The organism is Pseudomonas veronii (assembly GCF_001439695.1).
GTDB classification, from domain to species: Bacteria; Pseudomonadota; Gammaproteobacteria; order Pseudomonadales; family Pseudomonadaceae; genus Aquipseudomonas; species Aquipseudomonas veronii.
In genome coordinates this window covers 20,381-41,813 of sequence record NZ_JYLL01000028.1, presented here as the reverse complement: position 1 = coordinate 41,813, position 21,433 = coordinate 20,381, and the positions used below count along the sequence as shown (strand labels likewise).

Here is a 21,433-nt window from a genome sequence, read left to right as displayed (position 1 = left end):
AATAGTCAGGGGGTCAGCCGAGCGTGCAGCCCGTGGCCTCGACCGGCGGGAATGACTGGCCGGCGCTGAGCACTTTGGCCAGGTCGTCCTTGTCGGCCATGTCGGCGGCGGCCTTGCCGATCAGCAGGTAGTAATCCTTGATCACCTGGTGGTCGCCGGCACGGATCGACTCCTTGCCGGTGGGGCCCTCGAAACTCAGGCCCTGCATGGCCTTGGCCACGGTCGGCCCGTCGAAGCTGCCGGTGGCGATGATGGTGTCCAGCATGACCTTGGTGCTGATGTAGTCGGCGGCCAGCGGGTAAGTGGGGTTGATGCCGTACTTGGCCTGGGTCAGCTTGACCAGTTCGCGGTTGAGCGGGCTGTCGACCTGGTGCCAGTACTGCGCGCCGAGGTACACGCCTTCGAGCACATCGCTGCCCAGTTCCTGGAACTGGTCGAGGCCGGCAGACCACACCAGCAGCACTTTCATGCGCTCCTTGATGCCGAAGTTGACCGCCTGGCGCAGGGTGTTGGACGACTGGCTGCCGAAGTTGAGCAGCACCAGTACGTCGGGCTTGGTGGCGATGGCGTTGGTCAGGTAGCCGGAGAATTCCTGCTCCTGCAGCGAGTGGTAGCTGTTGCCGACGTGTTCCAGGCCATGTTCCTTGAGCACGTTTTTGGCGCCTTCGAGCAAGGCTTCGCCGAACACGTATTGCGGGGTGATGGTGTACCAGCGCTTGGCGTCCGGCAGCAGCTTGATCAGCGGCACCAGGGTTTCGCGGATCGCGCCGTAGGTCGGCACCGACCAGCGGAAGGTCGCGTGGTTGCAGTCTTTGCCGGTGACCTCATCGGCACCCACCGGGGTCATGAACACGCCGCCGGCCTTGTCGACTTCCTTGGCCACCGCCAGCGCCGACGACGACAGGGTGCAGCCCTGGAAGAACCGCGCGCCGTCCTGCGCAATCGCTTCCTGCACCTTGCGCACCGCCTTGCCCGCGTTGCCTTCGGTGTCGATGACCTTGTAGTTCAGCGGGCGCCCAAGAATCTCGGGGTGCTGCGCCACCGCCAGGCGCGAACCCATGTCGGCGAACTTGCCATAACTGGCAAAGGCGCCAGACATGGACTTGAGGCCGTAAAAGGTAAAAGGCTCGGCGGCGAATGCCGAGCGCACGCTCAGCGGCAGGCTCAGGGCGGAGGCGAGGGTGAGGCTGGCTTTCAATAACGTACGACGCTGCATGGGGTGACTCCCTGGTTTAGTTATTGGCAGGAGCGGCAAGGGCGATACGGTGGAGCAGGGCCTGTGGGCAGGCATTTTTTTATTGGGGTAACGCAGTGTGCGGGTTGGAATGCAGTCAACTGTGGGAGGGGCGGTGCGACGATTGGACTTGCTCCCGATAGCGGTGTGTCAGTCGATATAACGGTGACTGTGCCGGCCTCATCGGGAGCAAGCTCCCTCCCACATTGGATCTGGGGTGTTCTTAAGAGTGATCGAACTCCAGTAGAAAATGCGGGCTGACCTGGCCTTCGAGCGCGGTCATATGGTGTTCGGCGTCGCACATGTGTTCATGCATCAGGCTGCGCACCGCGCTTTCATCGCCGGCGCGAAAGGCGCTCAACAGTTGCTTGTGATAGTCGAGGTTGGCCGCGTCGAACTGCTTGCGCTTGGGCTTGTAGGCTTTTTTCAGCACCACCAGGTCGCGCAGCAGGTCGTTGAGAAATTGCGCCGTAAAGCTCAGCAGCGGGTTGGGGCAGGCCTTGGCGAGCAGGTTGTGGAACTCCAGTTCCGCCAGGCGTTGTTCGCGCTGGCCGGCCTCGCTGTCTTCCGGCGCGCTGCAAAAATCCACGTTGGCCTGCAGCGCCTGGTAGTCGTCTTCGCTCAGGCGCCCGAGCACCGACACCGCCAGTTCCACTTCGATGACCTTGCGCAACTGGTACACCTGTTCGCCATCCAGGTGCTGGAAGTGCAGGTAGTTGCGCAGTGCGCGGCTGGCCGGTTCGGTGCCGGCCTGGTTCAGGTAGGCTCCGCCACTCGGGCCGGTGCGCGTGCTGACCAGGCCTTCGACTTCCAGGGCCTTGAGCGCTTCGCGGGCCGAGCCCTTGGAGCACTGGAAGCTTTCCATCAGCTCGCGCTCGGTGGGCAGGCGGTCGCCGGGCTTCAAGGCGTCGGTGACGATGGAGCGCTTGACCGACTCGACAATCACGTCGGACAGCTTCTGGCGTTTGCGTCGTAGCGGGCGAGTGAGCATGGGGTCTATTTATCGTATTAATGCGGATAAATAGCACTTAATAACGATTGGGCCGTAGCGTCAACGCAGGGTGTCGTTTCTGGTGTGGAAAGGTCGCAAACGGAGACTCATTGCACAGTGGCATCCGTACACACCGTCGAGCGCGGCGGTTTGTTCCCATGCATCAGATAATCGCCCACCCACTGGTTCACACAGGCACTCACGCCGCTGAACGAAACCCCGTGGGCATAGGCGTTCTTCAGTTGTACGCGGCTCGCCGGGAAGGTGCGCTCGAAGGCCCAGGCGGCGCCGGTGGACGGGGTTTGGTCGTCGAATTCGGCCTGGACCATCAGCAGACTGTCGAGCCGGGCGAGTTCCTTGTACGGCAAGCCCCGGCTGTGTTGTTGCGGCCAGGTGGTGCATTGACGCGCCTCGAGGGCGCTGCCGGCGACCGGGTACTTGGCGAGTGATTCGGTTTCTTTCTGCTGCCAGAGGTCTTCGTTGGAGTAGGTCGAGTCATTGCACAGGATCGCGGTTTTGACCGAGTCGGCGGCCGACATGCGCAACGGCCCGGGCTTGGGCACGTTGGCCTGCAAGGGTTCGCGCACGCGTTGCAGCAGCAGGCTGAACATCGACTTGGCGCGCTCTTCGATCACCGGGTCGGGGCTGAAGCGGTGTGCGCGGGCACGCGTTTCCAGCGCCAGGTCGTCGCCGTCGGGAGTGTCCCGCAGCCAGCGACTGAGCACGTGGGCGCCCATCAGGCCGGCGGGGTCGCTGTAGAAACGGTTGCTGGAACGCAGCGCGGTACGCACGCTGGGCAGCAGTTCCATGAACACACGGCGCACGGCGGCCGGCGTGTCGCCCAACTGATACACACCAGGGTCGAGGGCGGCGGCCTGGGCCACGAAACGCTCGAAAATCTTCTCCTTTTCGCTGGCGACGATCACGCTGGCGTGCTCGAACGTTGAGGTCCAGTTGATGTTCGAGTCGAGCACCATGCGCCCCACGTTCGCCGGAAACAGGCCGCCGTACCAGGCGCCGAGCCAGGTGCCGTAGGCGTTGCCCAGGTAGTTGAACTGCAACTCGCCCAATTGCTTGCGCACAAATTCCAGGTCGCGGGCGGTTTGCTCGGTGGTGATGTAAGGCGTCAGCGGGTGGCTGGCGCAGGCTTGGGCGATCAACCGCGCATTCTGGCGCGCGGCGGCGAGGTTGGCCGCGCTGCGGTCTTCGCTGACGTCCGCTTGCGGCACGATCCGCGCGTCGGAGCGGCATTCCAGGCGTGAGCCCGGCAGCCGGCCCAGGCCCCGCGGGGTGACTTCGATCACATCATAGGTATCGGCCAATTGGCGGTAAGTGTCGCCCCAGTCGGGTTGTCGGGCGTAGTGCTTCCAGACGGTGGCCAGGTGTACGGCGAAGGCGCCGCCGGCGTCGAGCCCGGGGCCACCCGGGTTGGCGAATATCGCGCCTTGGCGTGACAGCGGCAGTTTGGCGCCGACACGGGTGATGTCGAAGCTGATGCGACCACGCTCTGGCGCCCCATGGTCCAGGGGCGCGGTGACGATGCCGCATTGGGTGCGTTCGATGACTTCCGGGTCCAGGCGTTCGAGCGCCGGCTGCGGGCAGTCCAGGAACCATTCGATGCCGAACGGCGAGCGCGGCGTTTCAGCGTAAGCGCCGGTGGGCGCCAGGGCTGCGACCAGCACCAGGCAACGGTAGGTGATTGCGCGTGCAGCTGGAAGGGGTTTCATCAGCGATCCTGGCCTGTCGTGTGAGAAAAAGAAGCCACTGTTGTGGCTGCTTATTCGGGACGACTTTTTTACCAAGGACCGTGGGGGGAAAAATGTAGGAGGACAAAACGGCGAGTGTACGAAATGCGACTTTCGTTTATCGGATGTCGGATTCCCAGCCGCCGCCCAAAGCTTTGTACAAGGCGATACTGGCTTGCAGGCGCGACAAGCGCAGTTGCACATTCAGGTCCTGGGCCGTGTACAGGGTGCGCTGGCTGTCCAGCACGCTCAGCCAGTCTTCGGCGCCCGCCTGGTAGCGGCTTTCGGCGATGCGCAAGGCGTTCTGCGCCGCCTGCAGCTCTTGCGTTTGCCATTGGCGCTGCTGGTCCAGGCGTGTGATGTTGCTGAGGGCTTTTTCCACATCGGCGAAACCGTTGATGATCGCCCCGCGATAGGTCTGCAGCAGCTCGTCCTGGCGCGCGCGGGCCTTGTCCCGTTCGGCGGTTAAACGGCCGTTGTTGAAGATCGGTGCGACCAGGCCGCCCGTCAGCGTGTAATACGGGCTGCGCAGGATCTCCACGGCTTTGCCGGCGTCGGAGCCGAAGGTCGCGCCGAGCGTCACCGCAGGCAGCATGGCCGCGCGGGCGACGCGAACATCTGCTTGCGCCGCCGCCAGTTCGGCCTCGGCCTTGGCCAGGTCGGGGCGCCGGCTCAGCAGTTGGCTGGGCACGCCCGAGCCGATGCGCGGCCAGGTGAGGGCCTGGAAGGGCTCGGTGCCCAGGTCCAACGCCTGGACCGGCTGGCCGAGGAGGGCGGCGAGGGTGATCCGCGACTCTTGCGCCAGTTGTTGAATCAGCGGCAATTGCCGTTGCTGGCTGGCGACCAGGCTTTGCTGCTGGGCCAGTTCCAGGGCCGTGGCGGAACCGGCGTCGTAGCGGGTCTGCACCAATTCCAGCACGTTGCGTGCATTCGCCAGGTTCAACTCGGCGATCTGCTCGCGCTGGCGTGCGGCGAGGGTTTGCGCGTAGCGGTCGGCGACGTTGCTGAGCAGGGTCAGTTCCACGGTAGCCTGGTCCGACGCGCTGGCCCGCAGGCTATGCAGGGCGCTGTCTCGCGCGGCAGCGCGGCCGCCCCAGAAATCCACTTCATAACTGGCGCTGAGGTTGGCGCCGAAGCTGTTGACCGTGTCATTGCTTTGCGTCGCGTCCAGGTCCGGCCCGCCCTGGCCGCGCAGTAACTTCTGATGGCTGGTGGACAGGTTGAACTTCACTTCCGGCAACAGCGGTGCGCCGGCGATCACTGCCGTGGCTTGGGCCTGGCGCACCCGTGCGACGGCGGCCGCCACGTCAAAACTGTCACGGCGTGCCTGTTCGATCAGGCGGTTCAGTTGCGGGCTGCCGAATTGCGTCCACCAGCGCTGGTTGTTGAGTTGGGCGGCGTCACGCTCGGCGTACTGCCAGGCGGTCGGTGCTGCCACGCCGCTGTCGACGGCGGGCAGGCTGGCGGCGCAGGCATTGAGCAGCAGGCACAGGCCGAGTACGCACACAGGGGGGGCGGGGGATCGTTTATTCACTGGTCAACGCCTTAACCGGATCGAGCCGGGCAGCTTTACGGGCCGGCATAAAGCCGAATACGACGCCAGTGACCAGTGCGCAGCCAAACGCGCCGAGCACCGCCACCAGGGAAAACTGCACCGCGACCTTGGCCAGCATCAGCACGCCGCCGACCAGCAGCGCCAGGCCGATACCGCACAGGCCGCCAACCACCGAGAGCATCAGCGCCTCGGTCAGGAACTGGCGCAGGATGTCGCGCTGGCGCGCGCCGGTGGCCATGCGGATACCGATTTCGCGGGTGCGTTCGCGCACGGTCATCAACATGATGTTCATCACCCCGATGCCGCCCACCAGCAGCGAAATCGCGGCGATCGAACCGAGCATCAGCGACAGCGTGTTTTGCGTGTGCGCCTCGGCCTGGATCATTGCCGCGTTGTTGGTCAGTTGGTAGTCACGCTTGCCGTTATGCAGGCGCAGCATCAGTTGGTCGATGGCTTGTTCGGCTTCCCGTACCTTGCGCGCATCGGCGGCGGCAATCACCACGTATTCGGGGTTGTACGTGCCGAACAGGCGCACGCTGGCGGCGGAGTAGGGAATGGCCACGCGGTCGTCGCTGTCTTTATTGCCGGAGCTGGAGCCCTTTTCCGCGAGCACGCCGATCACCTGGAAAGGCACGTTTTCGATGAGGATGTATTGGCCGATCGGGCTGACCTGCTTGAACAGTTTCTCGCGGATGCGGTGGCCGATCACCGCGACCGTGGCACCGGCGCGCTCGTCGGCTTCGGTGAAGTAACTGCCCTCGACCACCGGCCAGTTGAAGATCTGCGGAAAGTTGACGTCGTTGCCGCCCACATAGGCCAGGTAATCCAGGTTGCCGTAGCGGATGCCGGCGTCGCTGCCGTTGACCGGCATGATCCGCTTGATCTGCGGCAGCGTCGCCAATGCCGCGACATCGTTGAGGGTCACGATGCCCAGCGGCGTGCGCGGGTTGGGCGAGGAGCCACTGAGGTAGAGGATGTTGGAGCCGAATGCGCCCATCTGTGCCATGACCTGGCGCTTGCTGCCTTCGCCCACCGCCAGCATCACCACCACCGAGGCCACGCCGATGATGATCCCGAGCAGGGTCAGGGCGGTGCGGAAGCGGTTGATCCACATCACGCGCCAGGCGGCCTGCACGGCGTCGAGCAGTTCGGCCTTCCACGCGCCGTTGTGCTCGGCGCCTTCGGCCAGGCGCTGGCGCAGGTCGACGGCTTGCAGCGCCGCGCTGTCGGCGCTGTCGGCGCTGGCCGGGCGGTGGCGGGTGCTGTCGGCCGAGTCGCTGATGATCAGGCCGTCGCGAATTTCGATGATGCGGTTGGCCCGCGCCGCCACGTCGCGGTCGTGGGTGATCAGGATCACCACGTGGCCCTGGCTGGCCAGTTCGTCGAGCAGGCGCATTACCTCGGCGCCGCTGTGGCTGTCGAGGGCGCCGGTGGGCTCGTCGGCGAGGATGATATGCCCCCCGTTCATCAGCGCGCGGGCGATGGAGACCCGTTGCTGCTGGCCGCCGGACAGTTGATGCGGACGGTTGCCGGTGCGGTCGGCCAGGCCCAGGCGCGTGAGCAGGGCCCTGGCGCGGGCGTGGCGTTCGGCGGCGCTGATGCCGGCGTAGATCGCCGGCATTTCGACGTTTTCCTGGGCCGACGCCGACGGGATCAAGTGGTAGCCCTGGAACACAAAGCCGAAGGCTTCGCGGCGCAGCCAAGCCAGTGCGTCGCTGTCCAGGTGCGCGACGTTTTCGCCGGCGAACAGGTAGTCGCCGGCGGTGGGGCGGTCGAGGCAGCCGAGGATGTTCATCAGTGTGGATTTGCCGGAACCCGAGGCGCCGACGATGGCGACGAATTCCCCGGCATGGATCGACAGGTCGACGCCGCGCAATACGTCGACCTGCGGGCTGTCGCCGCCGCCGTAGGATTTGCGGATGTGCTTGAGTTCGATCAGGGGCGTGCTCAATTCAACCCCCCGCTGCCGTCGCCCGGCCCGATCAGCAGGTGATCGCCTTCGCTGAGGCCTTCCAACACTTCGACGCGCAGGCGGTCGCTGATGCCCAGACGCACGACGCGCTCTTCGATGCGGCCGTTTTCCGCGACCACGCGGGCGGTCTGCCGGTCGGCGCTGGTGCTGTCTTGCAGGGCGGCGACCGGCGCGGTGAGCGCATCCTTGACCTGGCCGGCGACGAAAAACACTTGGGTGGTCATTTCGGCCATCAAGGCGTTGTCGCTGTTGTCCACGTCCAGCAGCACGGTGTACAGCACCACGCGGCCGCTGCCGCTCTTGTTCGAACTGCTGGGGCTGCCGCTGCCCTGGGTTTCGTTCAGCGGCTTGGGCGGGATCGGCAGGATCTGCCGCACGCTGCTGGTCCAGCGGCGGTTGCCGCCGCTGAGGGTGGTGAAATAGGCGGTCATACCGGGTTTGACGTGGCCGATATCGGCTTCCGAGACCTCGGCCCACACGGTCATCGGTGACAACTTGGCGATGCGCAGGATCAGCGGCGTTTGCTGCTGGGCATTGAGGGTCTGGCCGACCCGTGCGTCCACCGCCACCACGGTGCCGGTCATCGGCGCATAGATGCGCGTATAGCCCAATTCCGCCTCGTCCCTGCGCAGGCTGGCCTGGGCCTGGAGAATCTGCGCCTGGAACATGTCGACCCGCGCCTGGGTGGCGCTCAGTTCGGACTTGGCGGTTTGCACGTCCTCTTCGCGGGTCGCGTTGCCGGCGGCCAGGCGCTGCTGGCGCTGGTACTTCTGGCGCGCCAGTGCGTGCTGGGCTTTCTGCTCCTGCAATTGGGCCTTGAGGTTTTCGATGGCGTAGCGGCTGGCGTCGAGCTTGGCTTTTTGCGTCGAGGGGTCGATCTCTACCAGCAACTGGCCTTCCTGCACCTGATCGCCGGCTTCGACATGGATCTTGCGGATCTGCCCGGACGCCTGGGCGCCCACATCCACATAGCGTCGCGGTTGCAGGGTGCCCAGGGCGGTGACGCTGTTTTCAATGTTGCCGCGGGTCACGGTAACGGTGACCAGGCTGTCGCGCCCCGGCGGCTGCAATTGCCAGGCGGCGATGCCGATAACAGGGATCAGGCACGCCACAACCAGCAGGGCGTGTCGGGCAGGTCGAGGGCGTTTCATGGGTTGGTTCCAGCCAGGAAAGTTCGGACCGCAGTTGCGGGGGGCTGACAGTTAAACGAGAGCATGGCCCGAAGATTTAGGCTGTTTCACAAGTAGTTACAGTGCTGGCGAGTAAAAAAATTGCCCGCTGAAGCAAGTCTTCTTTAAAAGTAGATGAGAATTACTATAAATTGCACTTGCCCAAACTGCCATCACTCATGGGCTGTCTTTTTAAGCATTCAAGGACCTAATACCGCCGTCAGGTGGTCGGGAGTCATGTTGGAAAACTACTATCGCGAGCTGGTGTGTTTCCTCAACGCCAAGCTGGGCAACCGCCAGGTGGCCGAAGATGTGGTGCATGACGCTTATGTGCGGGTGCTGGAACGCGCCAGTGACACCCCCATCGACCAGCCCCGCGCCTTTTTGTACCGTACCGCGCTGAACCTGGTGATCGACGGCCATCGACGCAACGCCTTGCGTCAGGTCGAGCCGCTGGAGGTGCTGGACGCCGAAGAGCGCTTCGCCAACGCTTCGCCCCACGCCACCCACGATCACACTCAGCGCCTGCAGATGCTCGAACGCGCCTTGGCCGAGTTGCCGGCGGTCTGCCGCGACAGCTTCCTGCTGCGCAAGCTCGACGGCCTGTCCCACGCGCAGATTGCCGAGCGCCTGGGGATTTCCCGCAGCCTGGTGGAAAAACACATTGTCAATGCGATGAAGCACTGCCGGGTGCGGATGCGCGAGTGGGACGCACCCTGAGCGTCAAGTGGTTAAATTTTAATTCATTGTCCTCGTTTCCTATCAACACATGACCTGTTGTGCAGGTCGTGAAGGTATTCCCGCCCCACCGCCAAGGGGCTTATCCAGAGGACACTGGAATGACACAGGCAATTGCTTCGCCCGCGGTTCACGACTTGATCGGTATCGGTTTCGGCCCTTCGAACCTGGCGCTGGCCATCGCCCTGCAGGAGCGCGAAAAGGCCCAGGGCAAACTGGACGTGCTGTTTCTCGACAAGCAGGCCGACTACCGTTGGCACGGCAATACCCTGGTGACCCAGAGCGAACTGCAGATTTCGTTCCTCAAGGACTTGGTGACCCTGCGCAACCCCACCAGCCCATATTCCTTCGTCAACTACCTGAAAGCCCACAACCGTCTGGTCGATTTCATCAACCTTGGCACGTTCTATCCATGCCGCATGGAGTTCAACGACTACCTGCGCTGGGTCGCCGGGCAGTTCCAGGCCCAGAGCCGCTACGGCGAGGAAGTGCTGGCCATCGAACCGATCCTGCATCAGCAGCAGGTTGAAGCACTGCGCGTGATTTCCCGCGATGCGTTGGGTGAACAGCATGTCCGCACCACCCGTTCGGTGGTGGTCAGCGCTGGCGGCACGCCGCGCGTGCCCGACGTGTTCAAGGCGTTCGGGGATGACCCCCGCGTGTTCCACCATTCCCAGTACCTGGCGCGCATGGCCCAGCAGCCTTGCGTGCAGGGCAAGGCGATGCGTATCGCGGTGATCGGCGGCGGCCAGAGCGCGGCCGAAGCGTTCATCGATTTGAACGACGGCTTCCCGGCGGTACAAGTCGATATGATCCTCCGCGGCTCGGCGCTGAAACCGGCGGATGACAGCCCGTTCGTCAACGAAGTGTTTTCGCCGGCCTTTACCGACCTGGTGTTCCAGCAGGTCGGCGCCGAGCGTGAGCGGCTGATCGCCGAGTACCAGAACACCAACTATTCGGTGGTTGACCTGGAGTTGATCGAGCGCATCTATGGCATCTTCTATCGCCAGAAAGTCTCCGGCACCGCGCGCCAGGCCTTCCGCACCATGACCGTAGTCGAGAACGTCAGCGCCGGTCCGTTGGGCATCGAGTTGACCCTGCGCAATAACGCCAACGGCGAAACCAGCGTCAGCCATTACGACGCGGTGATCCTGGCCACCGGCTACGAGCGCCAGATGCACCGCGAGTTGCTGGCGCCGCTGCAGGCCTATATGAGCGACTTCGAAGTCAGCCGCGACTACCGCATCGTGACGGATGAGCGGTGCAAGGCCGGCATCTACATCCAGGGTTTCAGCCAGGCCAGCCATGGGTTGAGCGATACCTTGCTGTCGGTGCTGCCGATCCGGGCGGATGAGATTGCCGCATCGTTGTACGCGCATGATCGCCACCGTGGGCAGGGGCGTTCGGTGCAGGATTTGCTGCTTGCTACGGCGAGCTGATGAACGCTTGTAGCGACTTTTGGAGGCATCTGCCGTACCGGGGTAGAAAATGTGGGAGGGGGCTTGCCCGCGATGGCGGTGTATCAGTCAACTAATTTGTAGCTGACAGATTGCAATCGGGGGCAAGCCCCCTCCCACACTTTTGACCGCGTTCGGCTTCCAGGATGTGGTCGGCTATAAGGCCGCGGCCAAGAGCAGAATGAGCCCTATCTGATCCACGGAGATCCAAATGTGGGAGGGGGCAAGCCCCCTCCCACAATCTCGACCGCGTTCGGCTTCCAGGATGTGGTCGGCTAATAAGGCCGCGGCCAAGAGCAGAATGAGCCCTATCTGATCCACGGAGATCCAAATGTGGGAGGGGGCTTGCCCCCGATGGCGGTGTATCAGTCAACTAATTTGTAGCTGACAGATTGCAATCGGGGGCAAGCCCCCTCCCACACTCTTGACCGCATTCGGCTTCCAGGATGTGGTCGGCTAATAAGGCCGCGGCCAAGAGCAGAATGAGCCCTATCTGATCCACGGAGATCAAAATGTGGGAGGGGGCTTGCCCCCGATGGCGGTGTATCAGTCAACTAATTTGTAGCTGACAGATTGCAATCGGGGGCAAGCCCCCTCCCACACTCTTGACCGCGTTCGGCTTCCAGGATGTGGTCGGCTATAAGGCCGCGGCCAAGAGCAGAATGAGCTTTATCTGATCCACGGAGATCCAAATGTGGGAGGGGGCTTGCCCCCGATGGCGGTGTATCAGTCAACTAATTTGTAGCTGACAAATTGCAATCGGGGGCAAGCCCCCTCCCACATTTGATCTTCGGTGTCTGGGGATCAGGCCAGTTCGGTGGCGGTGTTTTTGACTACCGCGAGTTCGGGGTGGGCCACCAATTTGTCGATGTGCAACTCATCGTTGTTCAACCAGGTCTCCGTCAGCACTCGGTAATGTTCCATATCCCGGCAACGCATGCGCAGGCTGTAGTCGAACGGCCCGCTGATCAACTGGCATTCGAACACCTGCGGGCAGGCTTTGACGCAGGCTTCGAAGGCCTTTTGCGCCGAGCGCCCGCTCTGGTTGGACAAGGCCACCAGCACCAGCAGCGACAGCCCCGGTGAGACCATCTGCACGTCGATGATCGCCCCGTACCCGCGGATCACCCCGCGCCGTTCGAGCTTGCGCACCCGTTCCAGGCAGGGCCTGGGGGTCAGATGCACCAGCGACGAGAGCTTCTCGTAGGTGATACGCCCCTGATGCCGCAGCACGTCGATGATCGCCTCATCGATGCGATCCAGCGCAGGGGAGGAATGGGGTCCGTTGGCCTTGGTATCCATGGGTTTCACTTCAAGCGGTTGGAAAGAAATTGCTGCAAGCGTTCGCTGTTGGGATGGTCGAGAATTTCGGCACCGCCTTGTTCTTCGACGCGGCCCTGGTGCAAAAACAGCACTTGGCTGGACACCTGGCGGGCAAAGCCCATTTCGTGGGTGACCATCAACATGGTACGACCTTCCTCAGCCAACGTCTGTATGACTTTGAGGACTTCTCCTACAAGCTCAGGGTCCAAGGCGGAGGTCGGTTCGTCGAACAGAATGATTTCCGGTTCCATCGCCAAGGCGCGGGCGATGGCGACGCGCTGCTGCTGGCCGCCGGACAGAAACGCCGGGTATTGATCCGCCACCCGGCCCGGCAAGCCGACCTTGTCCAGGTACAGCCGCGCACGTCGTTCCGCCTCGGCCGCACTCACGCCCAACACCCGGCGCGGGGCCATGGTGATGTTTTCCAGTACGGTCATGTGGCTCCACAGGTTGAAATGCTGGAACACCATGGCCAGGCGTGTGCGCAGGTTCTGCAGTTGCGCCTGGTGCGGTGCGCGGGTGCCGGCGCGGCCCTGGCGCATTTCGATGCTGATGCCGTCCAGGGTGATGACCCCGGCGTCCGGCTGTTCGAGAAAGTTGATGCAGCGCAGCATCGTGCTTTTGCCCGAGCCGCTGGCGCCGATCAGGCTGATCACATCGCCGTTGCGTGCGTTGAGGGAAACGCCCTTGAGCACTTCATGTTCGCCGTAGCGTTTGTGGATGCCTTCGACTTGCAGTTTGACCGCCGCCGTCGCCGCCTTGGCGATAGGGGCTGCGGGTGTCTCGACGGGATAAGTGGCCAGGGCCTGCGCGGACTGATTCATGGGTTAGCCTCGGGTAGGAACAAGAAAACGCATCCAGCGACGTTCGGCCAGTCGAAACAGGCCCACCAGTGCAAAGGACAGCAGCATGTAGAGCAGCGCGGCGATACCAAAGGCCTGGAACGTCAGGAACGTCTCGGCATTCGCATCGCGGGCCACCTTGAGGATGTCGGCGACGGTGGCGGTAAACGCCAGCGACGTGGCGTGCAGCATCAGGATCATTTCATTGCTGTAGGCCGGCAACGCACGGCGCAGCGCGGCGGGCACCACCACAAACAGGTTCAGTCGCCAGCCGTGCAGGCCATAGGCGCGTGCCGCTTCGATTTCGCCATGGGGAATGTTGCGGATCGCCCCGGCGAAGATTTCCACGGTGTAGGCACAGGTGTTGAGGACGAACGCCAGCAGCGTGCAGTTCAACGCGTTGCGGAAGAACTGGTTGAGCAGGGCGTTGTCCTGCACCACCTCCAGGCTGTACAGCCCGGTGTAGCAAATCAACAGTTGGATATACAGCGGCGTGCCGCGAAACAGGTAGGTGTACACCTCCACCGGCCAGCGCAGCCAGGCGTGTTCCGAGACGCGGGCGATCGCCAGGGGGATCGACAGGAAAAACCCGAACAGCACCGAGATGATGAACAACCACAGGGTCATCGCCACCCCGGACACACCCGCGCCGTCGCTGTACAGGTAGGCCAGGCCGTATTGCTGGAACAGTTCGATCATCGCGCCATCCCCTTGATGCCGAGGTTGTAGCGCCGTTCGAGGCGCTTGAAGATGCGGTTGGAGAGGGTGGTGATCACCAGGTACACCAGGCCCGCGAGGATCAGGAAGTACAGCGGCTCGTTGGTGGTCTTGCCGGCGTTCTGTGCGGCTTTGACCAGGTCGGACAGGCCGATGATCGACACCAGCGCCGTGGACTTGAGCAACACCAGCCAGTTATTGCCCAGCCCCGGCAGGGCGAAGCGCATCAACTGCGGGAACAGCACCAGGCGAAAGCGCTGCCAGCGGCTCAGGCCATAGGCGGTCGCGGCTTCCAGTTGACCGGCCGGCACGCTGAGGATCGCGCCGCGAAAGTTTTCGGTGAAATAGGCGCCGTAGATAAACCCCAGGGTGACCACCCCGGCGGTAAACGGGTCGATTTCAAAGTAGTTCCAGCCGAAGGCTTCGGTCAGGTCGTTCAGCCACAGTTGCAGGCTGTAGAAAATCAGCAGGATCAGCACCAGGTCCGGCACGCTGCGAATCAGCGTGGTGTAGAGCGTGGCCGGCACCCGCAGCAGTTTGACGCTGGAGAGTTTGGCGCCAGCGGCGATCAGGCCCAGGCCAAGGCTCAGGGCCAGTGCGAGGAACGCCAGCTTGACCGTCATCCAGGCGCCCTGGGCGAGCATCGGGCCGTAGCCCTGCAGGTTGAGGAATTCGTTCATGGGGAGATCTCTAAAGGGCGCAGACAGACCCCTGGGGGAGCGGGCTTTTGGGGGAGGGGGATTGCCCCCTCCCACACAAGTCTTCTCTCACAGGGGCGGTGTTGGCTTACTCGTTGTAGATGTCTTGATCGCCGAAGTATTTCTTCTGGATCTGGGCGTAGGTGCCATCGGCCTGGACGGCGGCGATGCCCTTGTTGATCAGCGCGCGCAGTTCCTGGTCGTTCTTGCGCAGGCCCATGGCGATGTCCAGGGGCAGCGTCGGGTCCTTGAAGGCCGGGCCGGTCTTGAAGTCGGCGCCTTCGGGCTTGGACAGGAAGTTGAGCTGGGCTTCGAGTTTGTCGGTCAGGGTGGCGTCGAGGCGGCCGTTTTGCAGGTCGGCGTAGTTCTGGTCCTGGGACTGGTACGCCTTGATCTGGGCGCCGAGCTTGGCCAGGTGCGCGCGGGCGTAGGCTTCCTGCAACGAGCCCTGCAGCACGCCGACTTGTTTACCCTTGAGGGATTCCGGCGTGTCGCCGAAGTCGGCGTTCTTGCGGGTGATCACCGAGGTGGGGCTGAGGAACAGGCGGTCGGTGAAGTCGATCTGTTTTTCCCGCGCCGGGGTCACGGCCATGGAGGACATGATCGCGTCGAACTTGCGCGCGCGCAGGGCGGGGATCATGCCGTCGAATTCGTTATGCACCCAGGTGCATTTGACTTCGAGCTTGGCGCAGATCGCGTTGCCCAGCTCGATATCGAAGCCTTGCAGGCTGCCATCGGCGGCGACGGACTCGAAGGGTGGGTATTCGGGGAATACGCCGAAGCGGATTTCTTTCCAGTCTTGGGCGTGGGCGGCGCTGGCGCACAGCGGCAATAGCAACGCAGCGAACAATGAGCGGAGTGGCGTCATGTGGAGTCCCTATATTTTGTAATTGATGTCAGGGCAGTCAAAGGAGCAGCGCGCATTCATTTGCTGACTCTTCGGTCGCGCTCAGAATGCTTCAAGGTGGTGCGTTTTTTGTGTCGTTTACCCCGTGCTCAAAGCGCGAATTGCGCTGTTAAAACAGGCAATGCAGCGGAATCGGCTGCGGCACCCGCTGAATCGGCTTTTGATCGTCGCGGTTCTGGCCTGCCCTCGGCGCAAAGCGGCAGGCCAGAGCGGTTTCAGGCGCGCTTTTTGTGCTGTACGCGCGGAGGTTGGGCCAGGCGTGCGAACAGGTCTTTCGGGTCGGCCAGGTCGGGCACCAGTTCCAGTTCGCTGCCGACGTCCAGCGCCTTGGCCACGTCCAGCACGTAGCGCAGCGCCGAATAGTCTTCGATGGCAAAACCCACCGAATCGAACAGGGTGACCTGGCGCGCATTCTCGCGGCCGGGCGCCTGGCCGTTGATCACTTGCCACAGTTCGGTGACCGGCGAATCGGCCGGCATGTGCTGAATTTCACCTTCGATGCGGCTCTGCGGTTCGTATTCGACGATCACCCGCGCACGCATCGACGATGCGTCGGTCCAGTTCGGTCTTGCCCGGGCAATCGCCGCCCACGGCGTTGAGGTGCATGCCGGGTTCGATCATCTCGTCGGTGAGGATGGTCGCGTAGGCCTTGTCGGCGGTGACGGTGGTGATGATGTCCGCGCCTTTCACCGCTTCGGCCACGCTGGCGGCCAGGATCACCTTGATTGCCGGGAACGCCTTGAGGTTGGCCGCCAGCTTGGCGGTGGCCCTGGCGTCGATGTCGAACAGGCGGATTTCATTGATGCCCAGCAGGGTGTGGAAGGCCAGGGCCTGGAATTCGCTTTGCGAACCGTTGCCGATCAGCGCCATGCTGCGGCTGTTGTCCCGGGCCAGGTAGCGTGCGACCAGGGCCGAGGTGGCGGCGGTGCGAATCGCGGTGGTCAGGGTCATTTCCGCCAGCAGCAGCGGCCGGCCGGTGTCCACGTCACCCAAGGCGCCGAAGGCCATCACGGTGAGCATGCCGGCCTGGGTGTTTTTCGGGTGGCCGTTGACGTATTTGAAGGCATACAGCGACGCGTCGGACACCGGCATCAGTTCGATCACGCCCTCCGGCGAGTGGTTGGCCAGGCGCGCACATTTCTCGAAGTCCTGCCAGCGCAGGTAGTCGGCGCGGATGTACTCGGCCATCTCGGTGATGCAGGTTTGCAGGCCTTTTTGCGAGACCAGGTAGCTGAGGTCGTTGACGTCGATATAGCGGGTCATGGAGTGGCTCCTGTCGTTATTGGAAGGTGGCGCGGGCGGGCAGATGCACTTCCGCGAGCATGCAGCGGGCACTGCCGCCGCCGATGCGTTCGATGTTGTCGATGTTCACCACCACCGGCCGCGTGTGGCGTTCCACATGCCGGCGCTGCGCGGGTTGCAGGGCGTTCCAGGCGCTGGCGGACATCACCAGCAGCGGCTGGCCGTCGCGGTCGTGGACTTCGAGCATGTTGCCGGCGAAGGCTTCCAACTGGTCGAAATCGAGGGCGAGGATGTCCTTGCCGGTGTCGCGCAGGGAATGCTCCAGGGCCTGGCGCTCTTCGGCGTCCGGCAGGGCTTGCAGGCACACCACCGAGAGGTTGCGGCCGACGCTCATCATCACGTTGCTGTGGTAGATCGGCGCGTGGTGGCGGTCGACGGCGTGGAACACGCAGAGCTGGTAGTCGAGGCGTTCGGCGAACTGGCGCAGAGCGTCGTGGTGGGTGCGCCCGGAGTGGCAGGCGTAGCTGATCCGGTGCTGGCGGTCGAGCACCATGCTGCCGGTGCCTTCGAGGAAGATGTTCTGTTGTTCGAGATGGCTGAGGTCAATCGTGTCCTTGATTGCAAAACGCTGTTCGAGGACGTGCAGCACGCCCTTGTTGCGCTCCAATCGGCGGTTCTGGCCTTCCATCGGGTAGAGCACCAGGCTGCCGTCGGCGTGGCTGCTCCACCAGTTGTTGGGGAAGATCGAGTCGGGGGTGTGCGGTGCCGGGGTGTCCTGCACGACCAGGACTTCGACGCCATGCCGGCGCAGGGTGTCGACATAGCCGTCGAACTCTTCCAGCGCTTTGTGCTGTGCGTCGAGCGGGTCGAGGGGCTGGCGTTGGAAACGGTTGTTGATCGCGGTGTCCGGGTTGAAGGCAAAGCGCGCCGGGCGAATCATCAAGACGGTGTTGGTGGTTTGCATGGGGGCACGAATCCATGGGTTGAGCAGTGGAGCTATTTTGTGCGGGTTGACGGAGGAATCCCGGCTGAAACCGAGGCGGCGCTCAGCCGGGAAAGCTGAAAAGTGGGGTGTGGCAGCCGAATCGGCTGTGCGGGCTGGAATGCGATCAAGCGGTGGCGGATAGGTTGGCTGACGGAGCGCTATCGCAGGCAAGCCAGCTCCCACATTAGTATGGAGGTGGTTGTGGTATCCGAGTCAGGAAGGAGAGTGCATGTCTATCGCCGTTCGTATTGCCCAGGCCGCCGATGCAGATGGGATCAGCCGGGTCATCCTCGCCGCCTTGCACAGCAGCAATGCGCGTGACTATCCGGCGGATGTGATCGCCCGGGTGGCGGGCAACTTCACACCCGATGCGGTGCTCGAACTGCTCCGGCGTCGGTCGGTGCTGGTGGCGGTTCAGGACGAAGTGATCGTCGCCACCGCTTCCCTTGACGGTAATGTGGTGCGCTCGGTGTTCGTCAACCCGGCGCTGCAAGGGCAGGGCATCGGTCGGCTGCTGATGATCGAAATCGAATTGCGCGCCCGTGAGGCCGGGGTGACGGTGTTGAACGTGCCGTCTTCGCTGAGCGCCGAGTCGTTCTATACCAAACTGGGCTTTCACACCGTGCGCGACGTCTACCATGGCAACGAGCGCACGTTGGTGATGGAGAAAGCGCTGTCGTCGCGTCACCCTATCGGCGTCTACCGCGACCGTCTGCACCGGGCGCAGGTGGTTACGTTGTGGCAGGACGCTTTTGGTTATGACACCGCGCACAACCTGCCGACCCTGGCGATCGATAAGAAGCTGGCGGTCAATGACGGGCTGTTCTTTGTGGCGACGGATAAGAACGTCGTGATCGGTACTGTTCTGGCGGGGTACGACGGGCATCGTGGTTGGTTGTATTCGGTGGCGGTGCGCGCCGACTATCGCCGGCAAGGGCTGGGTGCGTCGCTGGTGCGGCATGCGGAGCAGGCCTTGAGCGCCTTGGGGTGTATGAAGATCAACCTGCAGATCACCGGCGGCAATGACACGGTGGTGGGGTTCTACGAGGCGTTGGGGTACGGGGTGGAGCCGAGGATCAGCATGGGCAAGAAGATGGTGGAAAATATCCCGACTCAATCCTGAGAATGATCGCAGATCAAATGTGGGAGGGGGCTTGCCCCCGATGACGGTGGGTCAGTCGATACCTCCCGTGACTGACACTCCGCTATCGGGGGCAAGCCCCCTCCTACAGGGTATTGCGGTGTGGCGGGGTTAGACCTTGACGATCCAGCCTTCTGGCGCTTCGACGTCGCCAGATTGCACGCCGGTCAGCTCTTTATAGAGCTTCTGGGTGATCGGGCCGACTTCGGTCTCGCTGTAGAACACGTGCAGTTTGCCCTGGTACTCGATACCGCCGATCGGCGAAATCACGGCAGCCGTCCCGCAGGCACCGGCTTCCTGGAAGATATCCAGTTGGTCGATGAACACTTCGCCTTCGACCACTTCCAGGCCCAGGCGGGTCTTGGCCAGTTCGATCAGCGACATGCGGGTGATGCCTGGCAGTACCGAAGGCGACTTCGGCGTGATGAACTTGTTGTCTCGGGTGATCCCAAAGAAGTTGGCCGAACCGACTTCCTCGATCTTCGAGTGCGTGGCCGGGTCCAGGTAGATGCTGTCGGCGAAGCCGGCTTTTTTCGCTTCGGAACCTGGCAGCAGGCTGGCGGCGTAGTTGCCACCGACCTTGGCGGCGCCGGTACCGTGTGGCGCGGCGCGGTCGTAGCCGGAGATCTGGAAGTTGTGCGGCACCAGGCCGCCCTTGAAGTAGGCGCCGACCGGGATCGCGAACACCGAGAAGATGAACTCCGGCGCGGTACGCACGCCGATGTTGTCACCGGTGCCGATCACGAACGGGCGCAGGTACAGCGCGCCGCCGCTGCCATACGGCGGGATGAACCGCTCGTTGGCACGAACCACTTGCTTGCAGGCGTCGATGAAGGCTTCGGTCGGCACTTGCGGCATCAACAGGCGACCGCAACTGCGCTGCATGCGCGCGGCGTTCTGGTCCGGGCGGAACAGGTTGATCGAGCCGTCCTTGCAGCGATAGGCCTTGAGGCCTTCAAAGCACTGTTGGCCGTAGTGCAGGGCGGTGGAGCCCTCGCTGATGTGCAGCACGTTGTCTTCGGTCAGGGTGCCCGCTTGCCACTCGCCGTTTTTCCAGGTCTGGATAAACCGCTTGTCGGTCTTGATGTAGTCAAAACCCAGCTTGTCCCAATTGATGCTTTCGTTACCCATGACACCCTCTATCTCTGGTCAAGTCGGTTTTTTTCTGAATGAGCGCAACAATACTGCATTCTTGCTTCATGTGGGAGCGGGCTTTTGTGGGAGGGGGCTTGCCCCCGATGAGGGCGCGCCAGTCGGCACATGCGTTGACTGGCCCACCGCTATCGGGGGCAAGCCCCCTCCCACAAAAGCCCGCTTCCACGGGGGGTGCGTTTTTTACAGGTGGAGGGGGTGGCCCAGCGCTCGTAGGGCGGCTTCCTGGACGGCTTCGCCTAGGGTCGGGTGGGCGTGGATGGTGCCGGCCACGTCTTCCAGGCGCGCGCCCATTTCCAGGCTCAGCCCAAAGGCGGTGGACAGCTCGGACACGCCGACGCCAACCGCCTGCCAGCCGACAATCAGATGATTGTCACGCCGCGCCACCACCCGCACGAAGCCGCTTTTCGACTCCAGGGTCATGGCCCGGCCATTGGCCGCGAACGGGAAGCTCGACACGATGCAGTCCAGCCCCGCCGCCTTGGCCTCGTCGGGCGACTTGCCGACCACCACCAACTCCGGGTCGGTAAAGCACACGGCCGGGATCGCCGCCGGGTTGAATTCGCGGTGTTGACCGCTGATCAGTTCGGCGACCATTTCGCCCTGGGCCATGGCCCGGTGCGCGAGCATTGGCTCGCCGCTGAGGTCGCCGATGGCCCACACATTGCGCATGCTGGTCTGGCAGCGGTGGTCGATCCTGACCGCCGCGCCGTGCATCTCCAGGTCCAGCGCTTCGAGGTTCCAGCCCCGGGTGTTGGGGGTGCGACCGACGGCGACCAGCACCTGATCGGTCTCCAGCGACACGGTGTCGCCCTTCGGGTCGCGCACTTGCAGGCGGTTGTGCTCAAAGCCGGTGACGCTGTGCTTGAGGTACAGCTTCACACCCAATTGCTTGAGCGACTCGGCCACCGGCTGGGTCAGCTCGGCGTCGTAGGCCGGCAGGATACGCTCCTGCGCTTCGACCACGCTGACTTCGGCGCCCAGCTTGCGGTAGGCAATCCCCAGTTCCAGGCCGATATAACCGCCACCCACCACAATCAGGCGCTTGGGCACGCGGGTCGGCGCCAGGGCTTCGGTGGACGAGATGATCGGCCCGCCGATCGGCAGCATCGGCAGGTTGACGCTTTTCGAGCCGGTGGCCAGCAGCAGGTGTTCGCACTGGATACGCTGGCCGTCGACGTCGACGGTCTTGCCGTCCACCACCTGGGCCCACCCGTGGATGACCTGCACCTTGTGTTTCTTCAGCAGCGCGGCAACCCCGCTGGTCAGGCGGTCGACGATGGCGTCTTTCCAAGCCACGCTTTTGCGGATGTCCAGGGTCGGCACATCCACTTCGATGCCCAGTTGGGAGCCCTGGCTGTGGTGTACGGTCTGCTGGAACTGTTCGGCCACGTGGATCAAGGCCTTGGACGGGATGCAGCCGATATTCAGGCAGGTGCCGCCCAGCGCCTGGCCTTCCACGAGGATGGTCGGGATGCCCAGCTGGCCGGCGCGGATCGCCGCCACATAACCGCCAGGGCCGCCGCCGATGATCAGCAGGGTGGTGTGCAATGTCTGAGTCATGC

Annotated in this window: 17 protein-coding genes and 1 pseudogene; 3 read left to right on the top strand and 15 right to left on the bottom strand. The window is 63.3% G+C overall.

Annotation, left to right across the window (positions count from 1 at the left end):
* Positions 1-13: 13 nt before the first annotated feature.
* The 6 genes from TU80_RS24795 to TU80_RS24770 form a co-directional block, all read right to left on the bottom strand.
* On the bottom strand, positions 14-1,216 hold the full coding sequence (locus TU80_RS24795; RefSeq protein WP_046382794.1) for an ABC transporter substrate-binding protein: 1,203 nt from the start codon (positions 1,214-1,216) through the stop codon (positions 14-16).
* Positions 1,217-1,457: 241 nt separating this feature from the next.
* The gene (locus TU80_RS24790; protein ID WP_046382795.1) at positions 1,458-2,225 is read right to left on the bottom strand and encodes a FadR/GntR family transcriptional regulator; all 768 of its coding nucleotides are present in this window, start codon (positions 2,223-2,225) and stop codon (positions 1,458-1,460) included.
* Between the two features lie 107 nt (positions 2,226-2,332).
* A complete protein-coding gene (locus TU80_RS24785; RefSeq protein WP_082643891.1) occupies positions 2,333-3,952 on the bottom strand; it encodes an alpha/beta fold hydrolase in 1,620 nt (539 codons plus the stop codon).
* 136 nt (positions 3,953-4,088) lie between these two features.
* Entirely contained in the window at positions 4,089-5,504 is a 1,416-nt protein-coding gene (locus tag TU80_RS24780) for an efflux transporter outer membrane subunit (protein WP_057005606.1), read from the bottom strand.
* Positions 5,497-7,476 (bottom strand): MacB family efflux pump subunit, encoded by a 1,980-nt coding sequence (locus tag TU80_RS24775; RefSeq protein ID WP_057005605.1) that lies wholly within the window; start codon positions 7,474-7,476, stop codon positions 5,497-5,499. Before TU80_RS24775 ends, TU80_RS24780 begins: the two co-directional genes overlap by 8 nt.
* A complete protein-coding gene (locus tag TU80_RS24770) occupies positions 7,473-8,648 on the bottom strand; it encodes an efflux RND transporter periplasmic adaptor subunit (RefSeq protein WP_057005604.1) in 1,176 nt (391 codons plus the stop codon). Before TU80_RS24770 ends, TU80_RS24775 begins: the two co-directional genes overlap by 4 nt.
* A gap of 255 nt (positions 8,649-8,903) precedes the next feature.
* Here TU80_RS24770 and TU80_RS24765 point away from each other — a divergent pair, with 255 nt between their 5' ends.
* Positions 8,904-9,386 (top strand): sigma-70 family RNA polymerase sigma factor, encoded by a 483-nt coding sequence (locus TU80_RS24765; protein ID WP_017847509.1) that lies wholly within the window; start codon positions 8,904-8,906, stop codon positions 9,384-9,386.
* 119 nt (positions 9,387-9,505) lie between these two features.
* Complete coding sequence (locus TU80_RS24760; RefSeq protein WP_057005603.1) at positions 9,506-10,843, top strand: lysine N(6)-hydroxylase/L-ornithine N(5)-oxygenase family protein; 1,338 nt, start codon at positions 9,506-9,508, stop codon at positions 10,841-10,843.
* An 822-nt stretch (positions 10,844-11,665) separates the two neighbouring features.
* On the opposite strand, the gene TU80_RS24755 is transcribed toward TU80_RS24760, so the two are convergent.
* The 7 genes and pseudogenes from TU80_RS24755 to ctlX all read right to left on the bottom strand — a co-directional run bounded on the left by TU80_RS24755 (position 11,666) and on the right by ctlX (position 17,554).
* The gene (locus TU80_RS24755) at positions 11,666-12,163 is read right to left on the bottom strand and encodes an Lrp/AsnC family transcriptional regulator (protein WP_029296543.1); all 498 of its coding nucleotides are present in this window, start codon (positions 12,161-12,163) and stop codon (positions 11,666-11,668) included.
* Between the two features lie 5 nt (positions 12,164-12,168).
* Positions 12,169-13,008, bottom strand: coding sequence for an ABC transporter ATP-binding protein (locus TU80_RS24750; protein ID WP_057005602.1), 840 nt, complete (start codon positions 13,006-13,008; stop codon positions 12,169-12,171).
* Between the two features lie 3 nt (positions 13,009-13,011).
* Entirely contained in the window at positions 13,012-13,725 is a 714-nt protein-coding gene (locus TU80_RS24745) for an ABC transporter permease (protein WP_046382798.1), read from the bottom strand.
* Complete coding sequence (locus TU80_RS24740; protein ID WP_057005601.1) at positions 13,722-14,423, bottom strand: ABC transporter permease; 702 nt, start codon at positions 14,421-14,423, stop codon at positions 13,722-13,724. The genes TU80_RS24745 and TU80_RS24740 overlap by 4 nt, the downstream gene beginning before the upstream one ends.
* 106 nt (positions 14,424-14,529) lie before the next feature.
* Entirely contained in the window at positions 14,530-15,309 is a 780-nt protein-coding gene (locus TU80_RS24735; protein ID WP_046382800.1) for an ABC transporter substrate-binding protein, read from the bottom strand.
* Between the two features lie 254 nt (positions 15,310-15,563).
* Positions 15,564-16,611: pseudogene (locus TU80_RS24730) on the bottom strand (ornithine cyclodeaminase).
* Positions 16,612-16,627: 16 nt separating this feature from the next.
* The gene (gene ctlX / locus TU80_RS24725; RefSeq protein WP_057005600.1) at positions 16,628-17,554 is read right to left on the bottom strand and encodes a citrulline utilization hydrolase CtlX; all 927 of its coding nucleotides are present in this window, start codon (positions 17,552-17,554) and stop codon (positions 16,628-16,630) included.
* A gap of 250 nt (positions 17,555-17,804) precedes the next feature.
* On the opposite strand from ctlX, the gene TU80_RS32015 reads away from it, so the two are divergent.
* On the top strand, positions 17,805-18,698 hold the full coding sequence (locus tag TU80_RS32015; RefSeq protein ID WP_017847504.1) for a GNAT family acetyltransferase: 894 nt from the start codon (positions 17,805-17,807) through the stop codon (positions 18,696-18,698).
* Positions 18,699-18,827: 129 nt separating this feature from the next.
* On the opposite strand, the gene TU80_RS24710 is transcribed toward TU80_RS32015, so the two are convergent.
* Positions 18,828-19,847: a branched-chain amino acid aminotransferase gene (locus TU80_RS24710; RefSeq protein ID WP_017847503.1), complete on the bottom strand. Its 1,020-nt coding sequence runs from the start codon at positions 19,845-19,847 to the stop codon at positions 18,828-18,830.
* Positions 19,848-20,051: 204 nt separating this feature from the next.
* Positions 20,052-21,431: a dihydrolipoyl dehydrogenase gene (lpdA, locus tag TU80_RS24705; RefSeq protein WP_046487274.1), complete on the bottom strand. Its 1,380-nt coding sequence runs from the start codon at positions 21,429-21,431 to the stop codon at positions 20,052-20,054.
* Positions 21,432-21,433 lie beyond the last annotated feature (2 nt).